At 65.2% G+C, this 22,439-nt stretch carries 22 protein-coding genes and 2 tRNA genes; 6 read left to right on the plus strand and 18 right to left on the minus strand.

From position 1 onward, the window contains the following. Nucleotides 1-15: 15 nt before the first annotated feature. Genes K3181_RS06795 through K3181_RS06810 form a run of 4 tightly spaced genes read right to left on the minus strand, consistent with a single transcriptional unit; the run spans nt 16 to nt 3,698 of the window. A complete protein-coding gene (locus K3181_RS06795) occupies nt 16-1,224 on the minus strand; it encodes a hypothetical protein (protein WP_221602100.1) in 1,209 nt (402 codons plus the stop codon). Next, nucleotides 1,190-2,593: a phosphoglucomutase/phosphomannomutase PgmG gene (pgmG, locus tag K3181_RS06800; protein WP_221602102.1), complete on the minus strand. Its 1,404-nt coding sequence runs from the start codon at nt 2,591-2,593 to the stop codon at nt 1,190-1,192. Before pgmG ends, K3181_RS06795 begins: the two co-directional genes overlap by 35 nt. After that, a complete protein-coding gene (locus K3181_RS06805; RefSeq protein WP_221602103.1) occupies nt 2,590-2,892 on the minus strand; it encodes a J domain-containing protein in 303 nt (100 codons plus the stop codon). Before K3181_RS06805 ends, pgmG begins: the two co-directional genes overlap by 4 nt. Beyond that, the gene (locus K3181_RS06810) at nt 2,889-3,698 is read right to left on the minus strand and encodes a division plane positioning ATPase MipZ (RefSeq protein ID WP_221602105.1); all 810 of its coding nucleotides are present in this window, start codon (nt 3,696-3,698) and stop codon (nt 2,889-2,891) included. The genes K3181_RS06805 and K3181_RS06810 overlap by 4 nt, the downstream gene beginning before the upstream one ends. Before the next feature lie 223 nt (nt 3,699-3,921). Between K3181_RS06810 and K3181_RS06815 the strand changes: the two genes are divergently transcribed. Together K3181_RS06815 and panC are read left to right on the plus strand one after the other, a co-directional pair. Beyond that, entirely contained in the window at nt 3,922-4,695 is a 774-nt protein-coding gene (locus K3181_RS06815; RefSeq protein WP_221602107.1) for a penicillin-binding protein activator LpoB, read from the plus strand. 75 nt (nt 4,696-4,770) lie between these two features. Next, nucleotides 4,771-5,619: a pantoate--beta-alanine ligase gene (gene panC, locus K3181_RS06820; RefSeq protein WP_221602857.1), complete on the plus strand. Its 849-nt coding sequence runs from the start codon at nt 4,771-4,773 to the stop codon at nt 5,617-5,619. Between the two features lie 229 nt (nt 5,620-5,848). Here the strand turns inward: panC and K3181_RS06825 are convergent. From K3181_RS06825 to pepN, 9 genes are all read right to left on the minus strand, one after another. Continuing rightward, nucleotides 5,849-5,922 (minus strand) — tRNA-Gly (locus tag K3181_RS06825). A 46-nt stretch (nt 5,923-5,968) separates the two neighbouring features. Continuing rightward, a complete protein-coding gene (locus K3181_RS06830) occupies nt 5,969-6,583 on the minus strand; it encodes an OmpA family protein (RefSeq protein ID WP_221602108.1) in 615 nt (204 codons plus the stop codon). Between the two features lies 1 nt (nt 6,584). After that, nucleotides 6,585-8,438 carry a cation:proton antiporter gene (locus K3181_RS06835; protein ID WP_221602110.1) on the minus strand — a complete coding sequence of 618 codons (1,854 nt, stop codon included), beginning with the start codon at nt 8,436-8,438 and terminating at the stop codon, nt 6,585-6,587. A 103-nt stretch (nt 8,439-8,541) separates the two neighbouring features. Next, nucleotides 8,542-9,072 carry an adenine phosphoribosyltransferase gene (locus tag K3181_RS06840; protein WP_221602112.1) on the minus strand — a complete coding sequence of 177 codons (531 nt, stop codon included), beginning with the start codon at nt 9,070-9,072 and terminating at the stop codon, nt 8,542-8,544. A gap of 79 nt (nt 9,073-9,151) precedes the next feature. Beyond that, nucleotides 9,152-10,018: a cytochrome c1 gene (locus tag K3181_RS06845; protein WP_221602114.1), complete on the minus strand. Its 867-nt coding sequence runs from the start codon at nt 10,016-10,018 to the stop codon at nt 9,152-9,154. Nucleotides 10,019-10,041: 23 nt separating this feature from the next. Next, nucleotides 10,042-11,337: a cytochrome b gene (locus K3181_RS06850; RefSeq protein ID WP_221602116.1), complete on the minus strand. Its 1,296-nt coding sequence runs from the start codon at nt 11,335-11,337 to the stop codon at nt 10,042-10,044. A gap of 23 nt (nt 11,338-11,360) precedes the next feature. Beyond that, a complete protein-coding gene (gene petA, locus K3181_RS06855; RefSeq protein WP_221602118.1) occupies nt 11,361-11,933 on the minus strand; it encodes a ubiquinol-cytochrome c reductase iron-sulfur subunit in 573 nt (190 codons plus the stop codon). 231 nt (nt 11,934-12,164) lie between these two features. After that, complete coding sequence (gene pgeF, locus K3181_RS06860) at nt 12,165-12,827, minus strand: peptidoglycan editing factor PgeF (RefSeq protein WP_221602120.1); 663 nt, start codon at nt 12,825-12,827, stop codon at nt 12,165-12,167. Between the two features lie 5 nt (nt 12,828-12,832). Further along, nucleotides 12,833-15,484: an aminopeptidase N gene (gene pepN / locus K3181_RS06865; protein ID WP_221602122.1), complete on the minus strand. Its 2,652-nt coding sequence runs from the start codon at nt 15,482-15,484 to the stop codon at nt 12,833-12,835. 201 nt (nt 15,485-15,685) lie between these two features. Between pepN and K3181_RS06870 the strand changes: the two genes are divergently transcribed. Further along, on the plus strand, nt 15,686-16,471 hold the full coding sequence (locus tag K3181_RS06870) for a Rossmann-fold NAD(P)-binding domain-containing protein (protein WP_221602131.1): 786 nt from the start codon (nt 15,686-15,688) through the stop codon (nt 16,469-16,471). Here the strand turns inward: K3181_RS06870 and K3181_RS06875 are convergent. After that, on the minus strand, nt 16,455-17,399 hold the full coding sequence (locus K3181_RS06875) for a DMT family transporter (protein ID WP_221602133.1): 945 nt from the start codon (nt 17,397-17,399) through the stop codon (nt 16,455-16,457). The two genes, K3181_RS06870 and K3181_RS06875, sit on opposite strands and share 17 nt — an antisense overlap. Further along, nucleotides 17,396-18,391, minus strand: a complete 996-nt coding sequence (locus K3181_RS06880) for a threonine aldolase family protein (protein ID WP_221602135.1) — start codon at nt 18,389-18,391, stop codon at nt 17,396-17,398. The genes K3181_RS06875 and K3181_RS06880 overlap by 4 nt, the downstream gene beginning before the upstream one ends. A gap of 53 nt (nt 18,392-18,444) precedes the next feature. Here K3181_RS06880 and K3181_RS06885 point away from each other — a divergent pair, with 53 nt between their 5' ends. Further along, complete coding sequence (locus K3181_RS06885; protein WP_221602136.1) at nt 18,445-18,741, plus strand: GNAT family N-acetyltransferase; 297 nt, start codon at nt 18,445-18,447, stop codon at nt 18,739-18,741. On the opposite strand, the gene K3181_RS06890 is transcribed toward K3181_RS06885, so the two are convergent. Together K3181_RS06890 and K3181_RS06895 are read right to left on the minus strand one after the other, a co-directional pair. Then, entirely contained in the window at nt 18,738-20,270 is a 1,533-nt protein-coding gene (locus tag K3181_RS06890) for a PH domain-containing protein (RefSeq protein ID WP_345725455.1), read from the minus strand. The genes K3181_RS06885 and K3181_RS06890 overlap by 4 nt on opposite strands. Then, nucleotides 20,267-20,734, minus strand: coding sequence for a PH domain-containing protein (locus K3181_RS06895; protein WP_221602138.1), 468 nt, complete (start codon nt 20,732-20,734; stop codon nt 20,267-20,269). Before K3181_RS06895 ends, K3181_RS06890 begins: the two co-directional genes overlap by 4 nt. 85 nt (nt 20,735-20,819) lie before the next feature. Between K3181_RS06895 and K3181_RS06900 the strand changes: the two genes are divergently transcribed. Further along, the gene (locus tag K3181_RS06900; protein WP_221602140.1) at nt 20,820-21,716 is read left to right on the plus strand and encodes an SDR family oxidoreductase; all 897 of its coding nucleotides are present in this window, start codon (nt 20,820-20,822) and stop codon (nt 21,714-21,716) included. A 287-nt stretch (nt 21,717-22,003) separates the two neighbouring features. Here the strand turns inward: K3181_RS06900 and K3181_RS06905 are convergent. Continuing rightward, a tRNA-Thr gene (locus K3181_RS06905) sits at nt 22,004-22,078 on the minus strand. 113 nt (nt 22,079-22,191) lie between these two features. On the opposite strand from K3181_RS06905, the gene K3181_RS06910 reads away from it, so the two are divergent. Continuing rightward, nucleotides 22,192-22,335, plus strand: coding sequence for a hypothetical protein (locus tag K3181_RS06910; RefSeq protein ID WP_221602142.1), 144 nt, complete (start codon nt 22,192-22,194; stop codon nt 22,333-22,335). The last annotated feature ends 104 nt before the right edge of the window (nt 22,336-22,439 follow it).

The following is a 22,439-nucleotide window of genomic DNA, read 5'->3' on the forward strand; positions in this document are numbered from 1 at the left end:
CGTACCCCGTCGTCATTACAAGCCAATCAGCAGGCGTTCGGGCACGTCGTCGGGCTGCGCGAGCAAGGCTTCGAGCACAGCGATGGTCACCCGGCAGCGCTCGGGATGCGCGAGATCTTCCAATGCTGCCCCGATGACAGCACGGTCCAACCCGGTCTTCTTCTCTGCTTCTACGAGAGCCCAGCCCGGGACGGGTGGGAGGGCGCGGTTATGGATGTCATCGTCATTGCCGTAGCTCCCGCCCTGCGCGAATTTGCGCGCGAAGGCCTGCTCTTTTTCGAGGTCGTCGGGCGAGAGCTTGGGCAGGCCGTCGAAAAAGCTGTGCCCGGTCACGTCGCGGCACGATCCATCCTGCGCGGCTTCGGCGCTACGCAACCACATCAGATAGACTGCAGTTTCTTCAATGAGCATGTCGCGCTCCATGGCAGGGCGAGCATATATGATTACCGTGCGCAGGACCCCGCGAGCGCTCTCTATATCGGTCGTTGCAAATTGGTTGTGAGCCGCATGGACTATCACTGCTGCAAGATCGGGATTGGTGGCTCGCAGTGTGGCCATCGAGTATCCATTGCCGAAAAGTTCCGGCACGACAGGGGCAGCCCTTGCGACCTTCTCCTCGTCTGCCAGGACCTCTTCCGCACTTTGCGGGTAGGCCGTTTCCGGTTCATCACCGCGAACCAAAGCGACAAGCTTCACCACCAGAAACAAGATCGCAAAGATGCCCAATGCGACCATCCGCCAGCGATCGACCGTTTGGGAGAACCCAGCGGACCACTGTTGCGAGTACTCTTCCCGTCTCGCGTCCTTAGAATCATCCAGCCACGGACCGCCTGAATCGGTATCCCGCGCGGCATCCGCCACGCCAGCATCCACATAGACGGAGCGAGCTTCGGACGCTTGCTGCGCAGCGTCCGCCTCTTGTTCGGTCGGCTGGCCGTCGAGGGGCTCTAGGGGCGCTGCCAGCGCATGAGGCGTCCCTTCTCCTTCCACCACCGTAGGGCTCTGCGCCGCCAGAGAGAGGGCTTTTTCACGCGCCTCGCTGAGCCTGGTATACGCCGAAATGGGCGACGATCGATCGATCCGCCCTATCTTCGTACGATAGGCTTCAAGAATGGCCTCCTTGTCGGCCGTCTCGGCGATGCCGAGTTCCGACCAGGGCCAGCTGCCGGCGGCGCGACCCGTCAGCGGCCTAGTGCCCGGCCTGCGGGCCGCGCTCGAGGCCACTCAGCGCCAACTGCTCGTCGATCTGGGCGACCAGGCGGTCGAGCCCTTTCTGGCTGTCGCTTTCGGCGCGAGCGACTAGGACGTCCTGCGTGTTCGAAGCGCGCAGCAGCCACCAGCCGTCGTCGGTGGTCACGCGGACACCGTCGGTGGAATCGGCCACGGCATCGCTGGCCGCCACGCGTGCGGCAATCTCATCGACCGCGGCGAACTTGCGGCTTTCGTCTACCTGGAAGCGCATCTCGGGCGTGTTGACCATCGGCGGCATCGCGCCGCGCAATTCGGTGACCGACTTGCCGAGCCGGGCGCTCGCAGCGATCAGGCGGACCCCGGCGTAGAGCGCGTCGTCATAGCCGTAATATTCGTCGGCGAAGAAGACGTGCCCGCTCATCTCGCCAGCCAGCGGCGAGCCCGTTTCCTTCATCTTGGATTTGATCAGCGAATGGCCGGTCTTCCACATCAGCGGAGATCCGCCATGCGCCGCGACATGATCGAACAGCGCGCGGCTGGCCTTGACGTCGGCGATGATCGTCGCGCCTTCGCGCCGCGCGAGCAGATCTTCGGCGTAGATCATCAACAGCTGATCGCCCCAGATCACCCGACCTTCGCCGTCGATCGCCCCGATGCGATCGCCATCGCCATCGAAGGCGATACCGAAATCGAGCGACTTCTCGGCGACGAGCGCACGCAGATCGGCGAGATTCGCCTCCACCGTGGGATCTGGATGATGATTGGGAAAATTGCCGTCGACTTCGGTGTAGAGCAGATGGTGTTCGCCGGGCAGGCGCGCGGCTAGCTTCTCGAGCGCGGGACCTGCCGCGCCATTGCCCGCGTCCCAGCCGACACGGAGGCTGTCGAGAGCGGCGCCCTCGATCCCCGCAAGCGCGTCGAGCATGCGATCGATATAGGCCTCGAGCACCTCGCGCTCCTCGACCTTGCCCGCGCCGTCGACCCATTCGCCCGCGGCACTGCGGCGGCCGAGTTCCTGAATGTCCGCACCGAAGAACGGACGCCCCTGGAACACCATCTTGAAGCCGTTGTAATTGGCTGGATTGTGGCTGCCGGTTATCTGGATGCCGCCATCCACATCTGCGGCTGATGCCTCGGCATAGTAGAGCATCGGCGTCGGACCCATGCCCACGCGCACCACGTCCATGCCCGATGCGGTGAGCCCTTCGACGAGCGCGTGCTCGAGCATGGGCGAGCTGACCCGGCCGTCGTAGCCGACGGCGACCTTGCTGCCGCCTGCCTCAGCGAGCATCGAGCCGAAGCAGCGCCCGATCGCGCGGGCATCATCCGGTCCCAGCGTTTCGCCGATGATCCCGCGGATGTCGTATTCGCGCAGGACGGTAGGGTCGAAAGTGTGAGTCATTCGGAACGCTCCAGTCGGGTCCGGGAAATATGGTCAAGCAAGAGGTCGCGCGCGGCATTGGCCTCTTGCAGCGCATCGGCGCTACCCCCTCTGTCGGGGTGAATTATTGTAACAATGCGACGGTGCGCGGCGCGGATCTCCTCGGCACTGGCGTCCCGCGGAACATCGAGGATCGCGCGTGCGCGGCCGAGCGCACGGTCCGCCGCGCTTTGCGCGGTGAGATATTCCCACGGCCACTTGCCGAAGATCCAGCGGCACGCCACCGAAACCAGCACGGCAAGGGCAAGCAGGCGGATCACTGGGCCGCTTCCGCGACCTGTTCGGCGCCCGCCTCGGGAAGCCGGAGACTGGCGACGAGGCTGCGAAGTTCCTGCCGCGCGACCAGATGGCTGGTTCCGAGATCGCCGAGGTGCCCCTTGTCGAGTAGGGTCAGGCCCGAAGGGAAGAGTTCGCGATAGATCACGCGTTCCGACAGCCCCTTGGACACGCGAAAACCGACGCGTTTGGACATTTCCTTCAACGCCTGCTCGATGCGGGCCATGTTGCGGGCCTCGGTGAAGCCGGTGCGGTTGCGCACCACGACCCAGTCCATCTGCGCGCGGTTCTGCTCGATCGAGGTCCGGCTGCGAGTCAGCCGCGCTTCCCAGATGAGTTCCGCATAGAAGGACAGCTTCCTCACCTTGAAATTCTCGCCTTCGACTTGCCCGATGAGGTCGAAATCGACGAAACTGTCGTTCATCGGCGTGACCAGCGTGTCGGCGGTGGTCGCCGAATGGCGCGCGAGCGGATCGTCGCGGCCCGGCGTGTCGATTACCACGAAGTCCGCGCCTTCAGCCTTGTCGGCTACGAAGGCTTCCATCGCGGCACCGTCCATGCCTTCGACCACATGGCAGCGAACGGTGGGAAGATCGATCCCGCGGCGCTGCATGGTCTCGGCGCGGTTCTCGAAATAGCGGCACATGGTACGCTGGCGATGATCGAGATCGAAGGCGACAACCTCTGCGCCGCGGCAGGCGAGCGCGACGGCGACATGCACGGCCGTGGTCGATTTTCCGGTACCGCCCTTTTCATTGGCAAAGACAATACGGTGGGGGTGCGAACTCATCGGGATTGGGCCGTCAATATCATGCTGGCGGTGTCCCTATCCAACCCTCTGCCCGGCGGCAACGCGTGCTCAGGCGACGGGTCAGGATAACCCACAATGGCGGATGCGTACTAGCCTGCCCTGCATCATTTGATATGATCGCCCTCGCCTGGGTCGCATTCGACCGGCGTTGATCGGCAAAAAGCCGGCGACCGGAGACGAACCATAGGAGGGATCCCAGGACATGAAGAAGCTTCTTTTCACCGCGCTTGCCGCGCTTTCGATGACCGGCATGGCCGCCGAACCCGTGCTCGCCCAGGGCCGCTCGTCCGGCCGCAAGGCGCAGGATCGCGCGACCATGGAAATTCCGCGGTGTTCGCGCAATCTCGGCACGATCGCAGTGGTCGAACCCGACGACAAATGGTGGCGCGAACTCAACCTCGGCAGCCCGGAACAGATCATCCGCGTCTTCATCCAGCGCTCCGGCTGCTTCACCATGGTGAGCCGCGGACGCGCGATGCAGAGCCGCGCGATGGAACGCGCGCTGCAGGAGCAGGGCGAGCTGCAGGAAGGCCAGAACGTCGGCCTCGGCCAAGTGGTGACGGCAGACTATTTCCTCCAGCCCGACATCGTCAGCGCCAACAGCAATTCGGGCGGCGGTGGCGGCGTCCTCGGCGGCGTCGTCGGGGGCCTGTTCGGTCGCACAGCAGGAGCGCTTGCCGGCGGCATCCGCGTCAAGAAGGGCGAGGCCAATGTCGTCCTCTCGCTGGTCAACGCCCGAACGACGGTGGAGGAAGCCTTGGTCGAAGGCTATTTCCGCAAGCAGGATCTCGGTTGGGCCGCCGGGGGCGGCCTGTTCGGCGGTGGTGGCGGAGCCGCGGGCGGCTTCGGCAGCTATGAGAACACCGCCATCGGGCAGATCATCGTGCTCGCCTATCTCAACGCCTATACCGATCTGGTGACCCAACTCGGGGGCCTGCCCGAGGATGCGGCGGCGGCGGCACCCGAGGCGCGCTGATCCGGCAGCGCTTGCAACATGGGGGGCGGGGCGGCAGAGATCGCTCCGCCCCTTGTCGTTGCAGGAGCAGGACCGCTGCAGACCGTCACCACCCTCGCCGCACTTCGCCCCGCGACCGAAGCGCTCCGCGCCAAGGGAGGGCTCGCCCTCGTCCCGACGATGGGAGCGCTGCACGAAGGCCACCTGACTTTGGTGCGAGAGGCCCGCAAGGCCGCCGAGCATGTCGCGGTGTCGATCTTCGTCAATCCGCGGCAATTCGGGGCCAATGAAGACCTCGATTCTTATCCCCGCCAACTTGCGCGCGATTCGGCGCTGCTTGAGGCGGAAGACGTTGCGCTGCTGTGGGCACCCTCTCCGGAGGAGGTCTATCCTGAGGGCTATGCCACCAACGTCTCGGTCGCGGGGGTCAGCGACGGCCTGTGCGGCGCCGATCGCCCCGGCCATTTCGACGGCGTGGCCACGGTGGTCTGCAAGCTGTTCAACCAGGTTCGGCCGGACATGGCCTTCTTCGGCGAGAAGGATTGGCAACAGCTGGCGGTGATCCGCCGCATGGCACGCGACCTCGACCTGACCCTGCCGAATGTTGAGGCGATCCACGGCGTGCCGATCGTGCGCGAGGCCGACGGTCTCGCCATGTCGAGCCGCAACGCCTACCTGTCCGCCGACCAGCGTGTCGCTGCCGCCGCACTGCCTCGCGAGATGCGCGATGCCATCGCACGCTTCGTGGCGGGCGACACGGCGGGCACGGTGCTTTCCGAACTCACCAGTGCGCTGGTCACAGCGGGCTTCGACAGCGTCGACTATGCCGAGCTACGCGACGGCGGCGATCTTGCACCGGCCGTCGATCCCGGTCCGGGTACTCGACTGTTCGTTGCTGCAAGGATCGGCGGGACGCGGTTGATCGACAACATGCCTGTCGGCTGAAATGCCGCGAGGTCCTCTGCTTGGGGGACTGCAACAAAAGATACACAACCGCTATTCCAAGGGTCCGTCGAGAAAGGTGCCGAACAGCACCCGCCCTTCGGTTCGCAAGGGTCGGGTGTACGGCGCCAGTGGGCGCGGTGCACCCGACTTCGCACTACCTCTTGAAAGATAATCGTTTCCCAACGGGCCCGGATACCGGGCCCGGGGATCATCTGCGCCATTGGGAAAGTGGAGCGGGTAAGGGGAATCGAACCCCTCTAGCCAGCTTGGAAGGCTGGAGCATTACCACTATGCTATACCCGCCCGGGTGAGGCGCCAATGCCACCGAAGCCGCGCCCGCGTCAACACGCTATTGCGCCGGTTCGTCGGGCTCCGCTTCGCCTTCCGCCGCAGCCTCCGCGAGGCTTTCCGCGAGCGTCGGCTCCTTTTTCTGTGGGGTCGCTGCCTTGCCTCGGATTTCAATTTCCACCCGGCGATTTGCGGCCCTGCCCGCTTCGTCGGGAGAGCCGTCGGGCAGTGCATTGGGCCGATCAGGGTTCTGTTCGCCGAAGGCGATGACGGTGATTCGGTCTTCGGCCACGCCGTTTTCGACCAGCCAGTCGCGCACCGCCTCGGCACGCTCCTGCGAAACCCGCATGTTCACCTCGTCGCTGCCCCCACTGTCGCTGTGGCCGCGCAGGACGATCGCCCCGCCTTCGGCGATTTGCGGCGAAGCGAGGACCGTGGCGAGGTCGGCCCGCGCCTCCTCGGTCAGTTCGCTCCCTTCGGGGAACTGCACGCGTGTTTCCAGCGAGCCCTGCGGATCGAGCGCCTCGATCGGTTCGACCTGAAACTCCGGCCGGAAGATCGAGCGTTTCTGGGCGTCGCCCTCTTCCGAAGGCGGCGGGCCGCGATCATCCTTGCACGCTGCCAGCGCCAGGCTGGCGACGGCGGGTGCGAGAACAAGGGCGAGCCGGTAATTCATGTCATCCTCCCTGTTCGGCTGTCTTGGTGCGCTTGCGTTCGCGCTTTGCGGCAGCCTCCTGCGCGGTACGCTCCTGCGGCGGGGCGAAGCTGACGATCACGTCACCGGCCCGCGGTTCGGGACGCGCGGCATGGGTGAAGAAGCGGATCGTGCCGTTTTCGCGGACCAGCAGCAGCAGCGAGGCACCCTCGGGCAGTCGCTGCTGGGCTGCTTCGAAATCGAACTCCTCGGAGAGCTTGGTTTTCCGGAAGACCCACCCGCGCGAGAGCCGTTCGTTGACGTCCTCGACACCGAAACCGGATTCGAACAGCGCCCGACCGCGAATGCTGCTGGGAAGCGCGTGACGGTCGTCGTCATCGACCGCGTCGCCCAGCTGGAAGACCGTGTCGCGGCCGATTTCATAGGCGAATTCGTTGCAGACGAGCGCATTGTAAGCCTCGTTCTCGGTCGCCGCGACCAGTACGGCATAGGGCGAGAGGTCGAGATTATGCTCGGTCGCCTCGTTGAGGATCTCGCCGTGATAGAAGGGCAGCCCCTTCTGGCGCGCGAGCGCGAGGCGCTGCCAGCTCGAATCGACGACCATCACCGGCGCCTTGAGCTCCTGCATCATCAGCGCGAGCGAGATGGTCCAGGGCGTGCTGCCGACGATGATTATGCCGGGCCGATTGCTACCTTTGAGATTGAGCAGCCGGGCGACCAGGTCGATGGTAAAACCATGCGCGACGATGGTCGCCACCACCACGGCGAAACTGAGGCCGATCAACGCCGTTCCGTCATAGCCGATATCTTCGAGCCGCAGGGCGAACAGACCCGAAATGGCGACCAGCACGATACCCCGGGGCGCGATCCAGGCCAAAAACAGTCGTTCGTTCCACGGCACCGAACTACCCAGCAGGCTGAGCATGATCGTCGCCGGCCGCACGAGGAACAGCAGCGCCAGGAGGAACAGGCCGAAATTCCAGTTGAGATAGGCCAGTTGCTCGAATTCGAGACTGGCCGAAAGCAGAATGAAGATACCCGAAATGAGGAGTACTGCGATGTTCTGCTTGAACGGATGGATGCTGCGCAGCGAGGAGACATTCATGTTGGCGAGCGCAATCCCCATTACGGTGACCGCGACCAGTCCCGCCTCGTGTTCGATCTGGTTTGACAGGACGAAGACCACGATCACGGACGTAAGCAGCACCGGGACCTTGAGGAATTCGGGAATCGTACCCCGCGGGAAGGCCCATGCGATCGCCGCCGCGGCGATATAGCCGATCAGCCCGGCGATGATAGCGGCGAAGACCAGCGGCGGCACCACGTCGAACAGGCCGGCACCCGGCGATTCAGCCACTGCGCGAAAATATTCGTAGGCGACGACTGCGAACAGCGCACCGATCGGGTCGTTGACGATCGCTTCCCATTTGAGGATCGCCGCCGGACGCGCCTTAACCGAGGATTGCCTCAGGAGCGGCATCACCACCGTGGGTCCCGTGACCACAAGGATGCCGGCAAAAAGGATAGCCACGGGCCACTCGAGCCCGCCAATGGAGTGCGCTGCAAAGGCCCCCAATACCCAGGCGATCGGGGCGCCGAGCAAGACCAGTCGCCAGACACCATCGCCAGCGTGGCGCAACTCGCGAAAATCGAGGCTCAACCCGCCTTCGAAAAGGATCAATGCGACCCCGATGGCGATCATCGGATCGAGCAACTCACCGAAAGCGTGTTCGGGATCGAACAGGCCGAGGATGGGGCCGGCCATGAAGCCGGCTGCCAGCATCAGCACGATCGCCGGCCAGCCCGTACGCCAGGCCAGCCACTGGGCGCCGATGCCCAGCATGCCGACCATCGCGATGACTAAAGACTGTTCCATGCCCCTCTCTGGCTGCGCGGATGGCCGCGGAACTCCGCGCCGCCACCGGCGCGAGCCCTATCAATGCCCGAGATGGAGAATTTATCCAGTCCCGAGGTCGGTATCAGTGGCCCGCGAACTGCATCAGCGCTCGTACCACCACCCCCTCGTGGGCGAGCCTGTCTTTCCCGCCCAGATCGGGCAAGTCGATCACGAAGGCGGCGCGGTCGACGCTCGCTCCCGCGAGACGCAGCAGCTCGGCGGCGGCCAGCGCCGTTCCTCCGGTGGCGAGAAGGTCGTCGACGATCGCCACTCGCTGACCAGAGGCGACCGAGCCCGGATCCATCTCGAGACGGTCGAGCCCGTATTCGAGTTCGTAGTCCACACCGATGACCCTGCAAGGCAACTTGCCCGGTTTACGGATCGGGAGGAAGGGCAGGCACAAACGTGCCGCGACCGCAGCGCCGAAGATGAAACCGCGCGCCTCCATCCCGGCAACCGCCTCGGCGCCCTCGACCTCGCCCGCGAGCCATTCGACCGTGGCGGCAAAACCGGGACCGTGGCCGAGGAGCGTCGTGATGTCGCGGAACTGGATACCCGTCTTGGGGAAATCCGGAATCGTCCGGATGAGCGCCTTGAGCTCTTCGGGCGTCATCGCGTCTCTCCCCGGAATCGAAACGCCCCTCGCATCGGCTGGATGCAAGGGGCGTTCGTCATTTTTGTGCGGCGCTGGATCAGTCGTCCTTGCGCTTCGCGGCTGCCCAGATCTGCTTTTTCGACAGATAGGCGAGAACGGTTGCGAAGAGCAGGAAGATCAGCACCGGCCAGCCGGTCTGCTTGCGCTTCACCAGCTGCGGCTCGGCGGTCCAGGTCAGGAAGGCTGCCACGTCCTTCGCCATCTGTTCGACGGTGGCTTCGGTGCCGTCGTCGAAGGTAACCTGGCCTGCGGTGGTCAGCGGGGGAGCCATCGCCAGGCCGAGATTGGCGAAATAGGGGTTGTAGTGGCCGGTCGGCGAAAGCGCGAAGTCGGGGAATTCCTTCTTCAGCTCGGCCGGGACTTCCCGATAGCCGGTCAGCAGCGACGCGACGTAGTTGCTGCCGTCGTGCCGCGCCTTGGTGATCAGCGAAAGATCAGGCGGGATCGCATTGTTGTTGGCCGCAGCCGCCGCCACCGCATTGGGATAGGGTGACGGGAAATAGTCGGTCGGCAGGCCGGGGCGCGTAGTCGCTTCGCCGGTCTGCGGATCGACGCCCGGAACCTGCTTCGACGCGGCGAAGGCCTTGACCTGGCTCTCGTCGTAGCCAAGCGCCTCGAGGTCGCGGAAGGCGACGTACTTGAGGCTGTGGCAGGCCGAGCAGACCTCGTTGTAGACCTTGAATCCGCGCTGCAGCTGCTGCGTGTCCCACTTGCCGAAGGGCCCGTCGAACGACCAGGCGTATTGGTTCGGGTGCTCGTGGAACTCGTGCTCGGCAGTGGCCGGCTTGAGTTCGCCTTCTTGGATGACCGCGAAGGCGCCGGTCAGGAAGGCCCACAGGACCGCCAGGACGAAGAACACGCCGACGAGAATGCCGACCAAGCGGATGCTGAGAAGTTTGCTCATTATCTCAAGTCTCTCTTTCTCGCTCAGACCGCCGGCTTGGCGTTTTCGCCAAGGACGGCTTTGTCGTCGGAGCCGAGAACGGCTTCGGTTATCGAATAGGGCAGCGGCTCGGGTTTCTCGACCTGGCTGACGATCGGCAGGATCACCAGGAAGTGGAGGAAGTAGTATGCGGTCGCGATCTGGCTGAGCATGACGAAGGGCTCCTCAGCCGGCGCGCCGCCGCAGTAGAAGAGCACCGCCATCGCCGGGATCAGGCCGAACCAGAAGAACTTGCGGAACAGCGGACGGTAGTGGCCGCTGCGCACCGGCGACTTGTCGAGCCAGGGCAGGAAGAACCACACCAGGATCGCACTGAACATGGCGAGCACGCCCATCAGCTTTGCCGGGATGAAGAAGAAGTCCGCGGTGAAGGCGCGCAGGATCGCGTAGAACGGCCAGAAGTACCATTCGGGAACGATGTGCGCCGGGGTCGAGAGCGGGTTCGCCTCGATGTAGTTGTCGGGGTGCCCGAGATAGTTCGGCAGGAAGAACACCAGGCCGAAGTAGAGCAGTAGCGCAACGCCGAGGCCGAAGCCGTCCTTCGCCGTATAATACGGGTGGAAGGGCAGCGTATCGCTTTCCTGCTTCACCTCGACGCCGGTCGGGTTCGACGAGCCGGGAATGTGCAGCGCCCAGATGTGCAGGATCACGACGCCCGCGATCACGAAGGGCAGCAGGAAGTGGAGGCTGAAGAAGCGGTTCAGCGCGGCATTGTCGGGCGCATAACCGCCGAGCAGCCACACCTGGATCGGCTCGCCCACCAGCGGGATCGCGCCGAACAGGCCGGTAATGACCTTGGCGCCCCAGAAGCTCATCTGGCCCCAGGGCAGCACGTAGCCCATGAAGGCGGTCGCCATCATGAGGAGGAAGATGACCACGCCGAGCAGCCAGATCATCTCGCGTGGGGCCTTGTACGACGAATAGAAGAAGCCGCGGAAGATGTGCAGGTAGACGACGATGAAGAAGAAGCTCGCGCCGTTGGCGTGCGCATAGCGCATCATCCAGCCCCAGTTGACGTCGCGCATGATGTGCTCGGTCGTCGCGAAGGCGACCTGCGCGTTGGCAGCGTAATGCATCGCCAGGATCACGCCGGTGACGATCTGCAGCACCAGGAAGAACCCGGCGAGCACGCCGAAATTCCAGAAGTAGCTGAGATTGCGCGGCACGGGGTAGCCGGCACCGATGGCGTTGTAGACGAGGCGCGGCAACGGCAGCTTCTCGTCGAAGAACTTCATGACCGGATTGGTCGGGGTGTATTCCTTGGCCCAGGGAAAGCTCATGGTATCGTCTCTTCTCTCTAAGCTCAGCCGACCTGGATGACGGTGTCCGAGGTGAACTCGTATTCCGGCACTTCGAGGTTCTTCGGCGCGGGACCCTTACGGATACGGCCGGCGGTGTCGTAGTGCGAACCGTGGCAGGGGCAGAAATAGCCGCCGAACTCGCCGCGCGGTTCGCCGACGGCGGCGCCCAGCGGAACGCAGCCGAGATGGGTGCAGACGCCCATGGTCACGAGCATGTCCTTGTGACCTTCCTTGGTCCGCTCCTCGAGCGTTTGCGGATCACGCAGCGAGCCGACGGCGACACCTTCGGCCATCTGGATTTCCTGGGGCGTCAGGCGACGCACGAACAGCGGCTGCTTGCGGAAGATGGCCTTGATCGCCATGCCCGGCTCGATCGAGGCGACATCGACCTCGGTCGAGCTGGCGGCGAGCACGTCCTTCGACGGCGCCATCTGGCTGACCAGCGGATAGACGACCGCGAGGCCGCCGATGCCGGCGGCGCTCACAGCTGCGATGTCGAGGAAGTCGCGGCGACGGATGCCGGTATCGGTCTCGCCTGCCGTTTCGGGAGTTGCGGTTGCAGCGGTGTCTGCCATCAGCGCCTTGCCTTGCCTGCCTTGGTCTAGCGCCGCCGCCCGGACGGGGTTTGGCGCGATCTATGAATCCTTAGACCGGTCTGAGGGATAGCCGGTGCGCCCGAATGATTATGCGTGCGCGAAAGCCCCCGGTACGCCCGGTTTGGACGCGCCTCTAGCCGCTATACGGCAGGTTGCCAACCGCCATTTTGGCGAGTTGCGCGCAGGGTCAGTGCGATCCGGGGACGGCGCTCAGGCGGGGAGGCCGATGACGCTGAGCTGGCGGCCATCGGTTTTTTCGCCGCGATGCGTGGCCCGGCGGAAGGAATGGAACCTGTCGGGCTGCGCGTAGGTATCCTGGGCCAAATCCTCGACCTGCGCCAGTCCGGCAGCGTCCAATCGATGCGCAACATAGGCGGGAAGGTCGAACTGCCAATGCCCCGAACGTCCGGTCGCGAAGAAGCGCTCGTCTTTCTCGGTGAAGGCGGTGCGAAAGGCATCGTCGACCTCGTAGCTGTGCTGCGCGATCGTGGGACCGATCGCCGCGCGAATATTCGCCAAACGCGCCCCGAGCGAAACCATCGCCTCGAGCGTGTTCTCGAGCACGCCCCCGACCGCACCGCGCCACCCGGCATGCGCCGCCCCGATCACCCCGGCGGCGGAATCGGCCAGCAGCACCGGCGCGCAATCGGCGGTCACGATGCCCAACAGCAGCCCTGGCCGGTCGGAGACGATGCCATCGGCCTCCACCGCCAGCGAAGTTTCGGAATTCGCCACGACCACACGGCTGCCATGGACCTGTTTCACCCGGACGAGTTCCGCGCCCGGCAGGATGGCCGCCAAATCGAGCTCCCGCTCGGTAGAAAAGCCGTGCGGGATGCCCGCCAGCACCGAGGCCTCGAGATACTCGTGCATGTCCCCTAGCCCAGCGAACGGGTGACCTGTTCGAAGGTGTCGCGCGAGAGGTTGGGCGCCGCGGCGATCCGTTCGAGCGCCTGGTGCATCAGCGCCGATCGTCCCGCCTCGATCCGCCGCCAGCGGCCGAGCGGCGGGACGAACCGCGCCGCCGTCTGCGCGTTGATCGGATCGAGCTCGAGGATGAGGTCGGCGACCATCCGGTAGCCTTCGCCATCGGCGGCATGGAAGGCCGCCGGATTGGCCGCAAAGGCCATATAGAGCGCGCGGACGCGGTTGGGATTCCTGAGCGTGAAGTCGGGATGTTCGCGCAGCGCCTTCACATGGTCGACCACCTGCGGATGGAGCGAAGCCGCCTGAAGCGAGAACCACTTGTCGACCACCAGCGCGTTGTCGCGGTAGCGCTCGTAGAAATCGAGCAGGCGACCCGTGCGCGCTACGCTGTCGAGCCCGGCGAGGACCATCAGCGCTCCCTGCCGGTCGGTCATGTTGTCGGCGCGATCGTACTGATAAGCCGCCAGTTCGGCGGCCTTCTGTGGATCGCTCGCAGCGGCATAGGCCACCAGCAGCGTCTTGACCTTGCGCGCGCCCTTGGCCTCGGCATCGAGCGAAAAAGCGACCTTCTCGGCGCGGTCGTAGAGCGCGTGGAATTGCGGAGCGAGCCGTGCACCGAGATCCGCCTTCAGCGCCTCGCGTTCAGCATGGATGCGCCCCGGGTCGGCAATCAGCATCTGCTCGGCGAGATAGGCCTGGCTGGGCATCGACATCAGCTCGCCTCGCATCAGATCGTCGAGCGCATCGTCCTCGATCACCGACTGCATGGCTTGCGCGATATCGGCCCGGGCGGCCTCGCGTTCGTTGTCGCCAAGATCGCCCGATACGGCAGCGACGAGATAGCCGGTCATGAGATCCTGCATCGCTTCGTAGCGGGCAAAGGGATCGTCGTCGCGCGCGGCGAGGAAGACGAGGTCTTCGCGCACCACGTCGCGCTCGATCGAGACCGGCGCGGAAAAGGTCCGGTTGATCGACAGGACCGGCTTTTCGGCGAAGCCCTCGAAGGTGAATTCGGCGCTGTCCTCGTCGAACACCACCAACTCTTCGCCCCTGTGCGTGCCAGTCGCGCGGTCGAAGAGCGCGAGCTTGAGCGGGATCGGCATGGGCTGCTTGTCGGGCTGGCCGGGAGTCGGGGGCACATTCTGCGTGAGCCTGAGCCGCGCGACATCGCCGTCATGGTCGAGCGCCACGCCGACCTTGGGCGTCCCAGCCTGCGAATACCAGCGACGGAAGCGGGTGAGGTCGAGCCCCGCCCCCTCTTCGATCGATGTGACGAAATCCTCGCAGGTCGCCGCCTCGCCGTCGTGGCGTTCGAAATAGAGGTCGGTGCCTTTGCGGAAGGCTTCCTCGCCCGCCATGGTGCGCATCATGCGGATCACCTCGGCGCCCTTGTTGTAGACCGTCGCGGTGTAGAAATTGCTGATCTCGCGGTACGAATCGGGACGGATCGGATGCGCCAACGGGCCCGAATCCTCGGGAAACTGTACGCCGCGCAGCACGCGCACATCCTCGATCCGCTTGACCGGCGCGCTGCCCATGTCGGCGCTGAACAGCTGGTCGCGCAGCACAGTGAAGCCCTCCTTGAGGCTCAGCTGGAACCAGTCGCGACAGGTGATCCGATTGCCCGACCAATTGTGGAAATACTCGTGGCCGATGACGCCCTCGATCCCATCGTAATCGCCGTCGGTGGCGGTCTCGGGGTCGGCGAGGATGTATTTGGTGTTGAAGATGTTGAGGCCCTTGTTCTCCATCGCCCCCATGTTGAAATCGGAAACCGCGACGATGTTGAACAGGTCGAGATCGTATTCGCGGCCGAAGACCTCTTCGTCCCATTTCATCGAGCGCTTGAGGCTCTCCATGGCGTGTTCGGTCCGGTCGAGATCGCCGTCGCGGACCCAGACGTTGAGCTCGACCTTGCGCCCGCTCATGGTGGTAAAGCTGTCGCTCCGCGCCACCAGATCGCCTGCGACCAGCGCGAAAAGATAGGACGGCTTGGGCCAGGGATCGTGCCATTCGGCCCAGTGGCTATCGCCCTCCTCGCCGGTGTCCGTCCGGTTCCCGTTGCACAGCAGCACCGGGAACTGCGCCTTTGGTCCGCTCATCCGGACCGTATAGGTGCTGAGCACGTCTGGCCGGTCGGGGAAGAAGGTGATCCGGCGGAAGCCCTCGGCCTCGCACTGGGTGCAGAGCATGCCGTTCGAGGCATAGAGCCCCATCAGCTGCGAATTGGCGCTCGGGTCGATTTCGGTGACGATCTCGAGCGTATGTTTGTCGCCTTCGAGCGTGACCACGAGATCGTCGCCGTCCATCATCCGGTCTGCGCAGTCGGTGCCGTCGCATTTCAGCGATACGAGTTCGATACCGTCACCATTGAGGCGGATCGCCGGCGAAGGCTCGCCCGCCGGATTGCGCCGGACATCCAGGGTCGCCACGACGCGCGTTTTCTCCAGCCCCAGTTCGAAGTCGATCCGGATTGCCGGCAGCAGCCAGGGAAACGGCGTGTAGTCCTCGCGCCGGATTTCGGGCGGCGCCTTGGGCTCGACGGCCGCATCGGCCATTTCGGGATTGCCGTCGGGAGTGGCGGGGTTGCGCGCGATGTCCATGGAGTTCCTGTCAGTCGTGGTTCGATGCTGCTCTGTCATTCTCTCCAACGTCCGTCGAGGCCAAGTGTTCACTCTGCGAACCGTCGCTGCGCACCGATTGACAGATTTGCCAGCCTGCCTCAGCAGCGAACGGCGAAGGAAGGAGAGCAATGCCCGACATGACCGCCGCAGCACCGTGCGCGCGCTCCGGCGCTTGAACGCATGAGCCGCCTGCTGATCTTCGGGCTCGGCTACACCGCCACGCGCATTGCGAACGCCATGCGCGAGCGTGGCTGGCAGGTCGATGCGACCGGCAGTGCGGGCAATCTCGATTTCGCCGATAGCGATACCATCACCGCCGCGCTGGCGAGCGCCAGCCATGTGCTGAGTTCGGTCCCGCCCGCTGACGAAAGCGACCCGGTGCTCGATCGCTACGGCACTGTGCTGGACGGAAAATGGCTCGGCTATCTGTCCTCCACCGGAGTCTACGGTGACGCGCTGGGTGCCTGGGTCGACGAATCGGCACCGACCGGCGGTGGCAGGCGGAGCGCTCGCACGACATGCGATTCGCGCTGGCTCGAGGCCGGCGCGCGCGTGTTTCGCCTGCCAGGTATCTATGGCCCGGGGCGTAGCGCTTTCGAACGGGTGGCACAGGGCAAGGCACACCGTATCGACCTGCCGGGGCAGGTGTTCAGCCGGGTACATGTGGACGATATCGTATCCGGCGTTTTGGCCGCGATGGCAGGCGATGCACCCGCAGGAGCCTACAATCTCGCCGACGATCTGCCCAGCAGCCAGAATTCGGTCATCGAGGAGACCTGCCGCCTGCTCGAGCAAGAGCCGCCCCCGCTCGTGACGCTCGACGACGCCAATCTGTCGCCCATGGCGCGCGGCTTCTATGCGGAGAACCGGAAGGTGGCGAACGGCAAGGCCCGGCGCCTTCTGGGTTGGGAACCGCGCTATCCGACCTATCGCGAGGGCCTCGCCGCGATCAGGGCTCGGGCGTAGCGCGTCGCGGCGGAGCATTCGCGCGGCCGCGCATCGCGACCACCATGCCCACCAGCGTGATCACCGCCCCCGCGGCCGGCAATGGACCCCATACGAAGCCTTCGAACAACGTCGACAAGGCCATGGCGACCACCGGCACGATCACCGAGCTGTAGGCCGCCTGTCCCGCGCCGACCTTGCGCACGAGGCCGTAGTAGAGCGGAAAGGTGACGACCGATCCGGCCAGCCCGAGGTACAGGATGCCGAGCGTGTAGGAAGGGCGCGCATCGAATTGCGGCGGACCTGCGGTGGCCAGCGCGAGGCCCGCGTTGATGATCACGCCGACGACCATCGACCAGGCGAGCAGCGCGAGGAAGGGCTGCCGCTTGGCTCCGTCCATCGCCTGCGTGATGTTGGCAGCGCTGGCCGAAAGAATGCCGCACAGCGCGAGGCCAGCCCCCAACAGGACCTCGGCGAGCGTGGCGGGCGAGGAGCGCCATTCATGCGCGAACAGCAGCGACACACCGACCGCAGCGATTCCCGATCCGAGGACGAAGGCACCTGTGATCGGCTGGCGCAGGAGGATGCGCCCCAGCACGGCGTTGGGCACGACCAGCAGCGCGAACATCACCGCGACAAGGCCCGAGGTGATGTGCGCCTCGGCCTGATAGACGAAGGCGAAGTTGAGCGTGAACTGGAACAGTCCGAGCAGCAGCGCCCAGCGCAGTCCGCCTCTGGTGAGCATCAATGGCTCGCGCCTCAGTGCGGCCAGCGCAAACATGCCGGCCGCCGCCACTACGAAACGGTAGGCGATCGACCAGTTGGCCGGGACGCTGGCGATCTGGTCGCGGATGACCAGCCAGGTCCCGCCCCAGATCAGGCTGACAAGCAGGAAGGCGGCGAAATTGCGCGGGGTGAAGAGGCTTTCCGCCTCGGTCGAGGGGCTCATAGGTCGGCGATCGCCTGGGCGAGCGAGCGCGCGTCGTCTTCCCGCGTGTTCCATGCGGTGACGAAGCGCGCCGCACCGTCGCCCCAGTCGTAAAAGCCGAACCCGCGCCCGCGCAGCGTTTCGCGTTCGGATGCGCTGCAGCGCACGAAGAGCTCGTTCGCTTCCACCGGATGCATCAGGCGCTCGCCGCAGGCGGCAGCAATCTCCTGCGCCGCGCCATTCGCGTGCCGGGCGTTGGCGAGCCACAGATCGTCGGCAAGCATGGCATGCAGCTGGGCGGCGAGGAAACGCCCCTTCGATTGCAAGTGCCCGGCGCGCTTGCGGCGGTAACGTGCGACCTCGGCCAGTGCAGGGTCGAAGAACACGATCGCTTCCGCGTTCATCGCCCCGTTCTTGATGCACCCGAAACTCAGCGCATCGGCAGGGCCTGCAGCTTCGCCGGGAGCACAGCCGAGGTAGGCGACGGCGTTGGCGAAGCGCGCGCCATCGACATGCAGTCGCAGTCCGCGGTCGCTCGCCAGCCCGGCAATCTCGGCGATCTCGCTAGGGCGATAGCTGCAACCATATTCGCTCGCCTGGGTGATCGAAATCGCATGCGCCTGGACCTGGTGCACGTCGTCGCGGATCGGATCGATCACCGCACGGATCGCGGCAGGGGTCAGCTTGGCGCGCTCGCCCCGCGCCAACATCAGCTTGGCTCCGTGCAGGTAGAAGCCCGGCGCGCCGCCCTCGTCGACCTCGATATGCGCTTCCTCATGGCACACGACGCCGCCATGCGGCGGAACCATGCTCGCCAGTGCAAGGCAGTTGGCCGCGGTGCCCGTCGCCACCCACAGCGCCGTGCAGGGGCGCTCGAAAACCGTGGAAAAGCGCTCGTCGAGCGCAAGGCTCAGCGCATCCCCATCATAGGGGGAATCGGGTGCGTCGGCCGCCTTGAGGGCCTCCCAGACGGCGGGGTGGACGGCGGCGGCATTGTCGGACAGGAATTGCATTGGAACGCCATAAACACCGATGCGTTGCTTGCCCAGAAAGGAAACATTCGACCATGAGCGCGGACGAAATTGTAATCGAACGTCGAAACAGGGTCACGCACGGCGAATATGTGGCAAGTTTTGGCAAGGATGCGCCTGTCGGACGGCTAACTTGGACTCTGCGCAACGGGGCCCGCGACGCCGAACACACGCACGTTTCCGAAGCGACGCGTGGCAAGGGAGTTGCCGGGCAGCTGGTCGAGGCACTCATCCGCGACGCTCGAAGCGAAGGCTTCAAGATCATCCCCAGCTGTTCCTACGTCGCGGCGCAATTCGCCCGGCACCCCGACTGGGCGGACTTGCGCGCCTAGTCGCGGACCGCGCGGCTCTCGATCACGTCCGAAAAGTCCTGCTCGGCCATGCTTTCGAGCACGGCCTCGCGTATCCGCCATGCATCGGCGAGCGCCACCCCGCGCATCCGCAAGCGCCCCCCGGCGAGGCCGAAATGCACATCGGCATAGCCGCGCAGGCGCGCCAGCGGATTGCGGACGATCTCGACTGATTGCAGCTTCTCGCGCGCCGCGATCGCCAGGCTCGGCGCGAACCAGCCGTGTCGTACATAAAGCTGGCTCGGCCCGATGGCGTGCAGATCCCAGCGCCAGCGCAAATATTCGTGCGTCCCGAACCACAGCCCGCCCAGTAGCGGGAGAAGGAGGGCGAGATCGGCCCGCCCCAAGAGCGCAGCGCCGATCGCAATCGCGCTCATCGCGGCGAGGCCAAGCAGGAAGCCGTCGATGCGGTAGGCGGGCATCGCGCGGTGCCATTCGATGCCGTCGCCCGGCAGGGTGAAGCCCGTTTCCGCCACGACCGGGGCGATCTCCTCCATCTGCGCGAAGGGCACGGCTTCGTGATTGGCCGAGCCGCTGTCGCTGGCGAGGCTGACCAGCTTGAGCGAATGCCATCCGAACAGCCGCCGCACGAGACCGGTTCCGATGCGCAGCGCCTGAACTCGGTGAACCGGCATGACGAGATCGGTGCGGGTGAGCAGCCCGCGACGGCGACGGAGGCCCTTGTCGCTGCGCTCGAGCCGGAATCCCCATTCGCGCAGCGCTGTGCGTGTTACGCCGGTCGCCACCCCGACGAGCAGGAGCGAGCCGAAAGCGACCATGATGCCTATGGCCTGCGCGAGGGAACCAAGCCCGGCGAGCCACTGGCCCGGACCGGCGAGCTGTTCGCGCCACGCGCGCCAGTCCCAGATTTCGAACGGTAGGAGGACATCGAACTGCTGCGCGAGACCGCCAAGAACCGCGACGATGGCCAGTGAGAATTCGAACAGGCCGAAAGTGACCACCCGTTTCGGGGACATGGCGAAGAGTACCTGCGCCTGCTCCGCCGGGGCCAAGTTGTCCCCTCCCACCTGTGCGACCGCACCTTCCTCGCGCAGGCTGCGTACCAGTTCTCGCAGGCGCTCGCCCTCGCTCGCGGGAAGATAGGTGAGCGCGATGTCGTCGCCGCCGCCCGCACCGGTCTCGAACTTGACTTCGACCAGGCCGAACAGGCGCGGGATGGGCTTCTGTTCGAGGCTCACATCCTGGATGCGTTCGTAGGGCACCGAGCGCGCGGAGCGCGACAGAACGCCGCTCTCGACGCGGATATCTGCCTCGCCGACGGTATAGGTCAGGCGGCGCCAGCGCAGATAGGCGAACAGGATGTTCGCCCCGACCACCGCGAGGACGAGCGGCACGAAATAGGTGACGACATCGTCGAAATCGCCCTCGTCAAGAATGGCGAAGCCGCCGAGCAGGATCGGGAACACAAGTTGCGACAGCAGCGACATCGCGCGCACGACGAAGGTGCGCGGATCGGTCCGGCGCGGAGCGGTGTCGAGCGTTTCGCTCACCGCGTATCCCGCCTGATCGCAGCGCGAATCCGCTCGCGCATGGCGGTCGCTTCCTCATGGCGCAGACCGGGCAGCGAGACCGAGGCATTGTGTGTTCCGGCGGTATGGACGGTCAGCGTGGCGAGGCCATAGGCGCGCTCGAGCGGTCCCTGTCCCACGTCGATATGCTGGACACGTCCGAAGGGAACGACGGTATCGGCGCGGAAGATCACGCCGCGCACCACGCGCAGCCGCTCCTGCTCGAGCGAATAACCGCGGGCATTGTAGCGCCGCAGCGGTACCCGAATCAGCGCGTAGGCGATGACCAGCAGCGCGGGAATCCACACCGCGCCGGTCCAGCCGGAAATGGCCACCTCGGCAATCGTCGCCGCGACGAGCAGCGCCACCGCGACGATCGACATCTGCAGCCTCACCATCGATTTATAGGCAGGGTCGAGAGCGATCAGCTGGTCGGCATGGTTCATGGCGTCTTAGTTAGGCAATACGGCTCGGCGATTCAATTGGGTTTCCCTTCCTCCCGGCGCTATGCCGAACATGGGAGGAAAAGGGATGGATATTTCGAAGCTGATGTTCCGCGATCGCCTGCTTGAGGGTGAGCGCATTCTGGTTACCGGCGGCGGCACCGGGCTGGGCCGCGAAATGGCCGAGGCCTTCGTCAGGCTCGGCGCCGAGGTCCATATCTGCGGTCGACGCCAGGGCAAGCTCGACGAGACCGCGCAGGAATTGATGGGCCGCCACGGCGGGACGGTCGTCGGCCATGCCTGCGACATCCGCGACCCGGAAGCGATTCATGCGATGGTCGAGGCGATCTGGGAACACGGTCCGCTCACCGGCGTGGTCAACAATGCCGCGGGCAATTTCATCAGCCGGACCGAAGACCTCTCGGTGGGCGGCTTCAACGCCATCAGCGACATCGTCTTTCGCGGCAGCTTCTATGTAACGCTCGAGGTCGGCAAGCGGCTGATCGCCGAGGGGCGCAAGGCGAGCTTCCTGTCGATCCTGACCACATGGGTGTGGAATGGCGGCCCCTTCGTGGTGCCCAGCGCGATGAGCAAGGCCGGGCTCAACGCGATGACGCAGAGCCTCGCGGTCGAATGGGGGCGCTACGGCCTGCGCTTCAACGCGATCGCTCCCGGGCTCTTCCCCACCGACGGCATGAGCGCGCGCCTGTCGCCCGCCGGGCGCGGCGGCAATTCGCACGACGAGATGAATCCGATGGGACGCCACGGCGAGATGCACGAGCTCGCCAATCTCGCGGTCTTCCTGATGGGGCCGGGCGCCGAATGGCTCAACGGCCAGACGATCGCCATCGATGGCGGTGGCTATCAGGCGCATGGCGGCAATTTCTACGCCGCGCTCAAGGACATGGGCGACGAGCAGTGGGAAGCGATGCGCGCGATGATCAAGGGGACGAATGCGCGAGATAAGGCAGAGCGCAGTACGTAGCTCGGCGCGCGTGGTGAGGGAGTTTTCTTGTTCGCGAACCCGCCTCCGCGGGTTTGTCCTCGCTAGACGTGCAGCAAGCTGCACCCGCTGCGGGCCGCCGGTCGGCCTTGCCTCGCCTTCGGCTCGGGAGTTTTGGCAGACGCCCGATGTCGCAAGAGAACCGGGCCGGTGGAGGCCCGGCAAGGGCGACCGCCCGCCCGCAGGTGCTCGACGCGAGGCGTCGAAACAGCACCGAGGACGCACCGACGGAGGTCGGTGTGCAAACCGAGGAAACCATTTTTGAAAAATGGTGCTGCTGGGGAGGATTGAACTCCCGGCCTCACCCTTACCAAGGGTGCGCTCTACCACTGAGCTACAGCAGCACATGTCGCCCGCAGAAACCGTTGCGGGGGTGGAGGCGCGCGCTATTGGCAGACGTGACGAAGAAGTCAACCTTCGCTTGAGCCGAAGCGCAAAATTCGCGAAAGCTTGCGCAATGGATAGCCGAAACGACAAATCGAGCCGCGAGGACCGCCTCGCCGCGAAACTTCGCGAGAACCTGAGGCGCCGCAAGGGGCAGGCACGCGAATTGCGCGAATCGGGCGACGACGGGGTTTCCAAGCCGTCCGAGGGCCGCTAACGCGCGGTGCTCACTGCTTTCTCGCTATTGCGAGGTGCTGTTCCGGCCCGCTCCCCCTCCCGGCCACCCATAGAATACCGTGCCGTGGGTGGCCGGGAGGGGGA

It is taken from the genome of Qipengyuania mesophila, from assembly GCF_019711655.1.
Classification (GTDB): Bacteria; Pseudomonadota; Alphaproteobacteria; order Sphingomonadales; family Sphingomonadaceae; genus Qipengyuania; species Qipengyuania mesophila.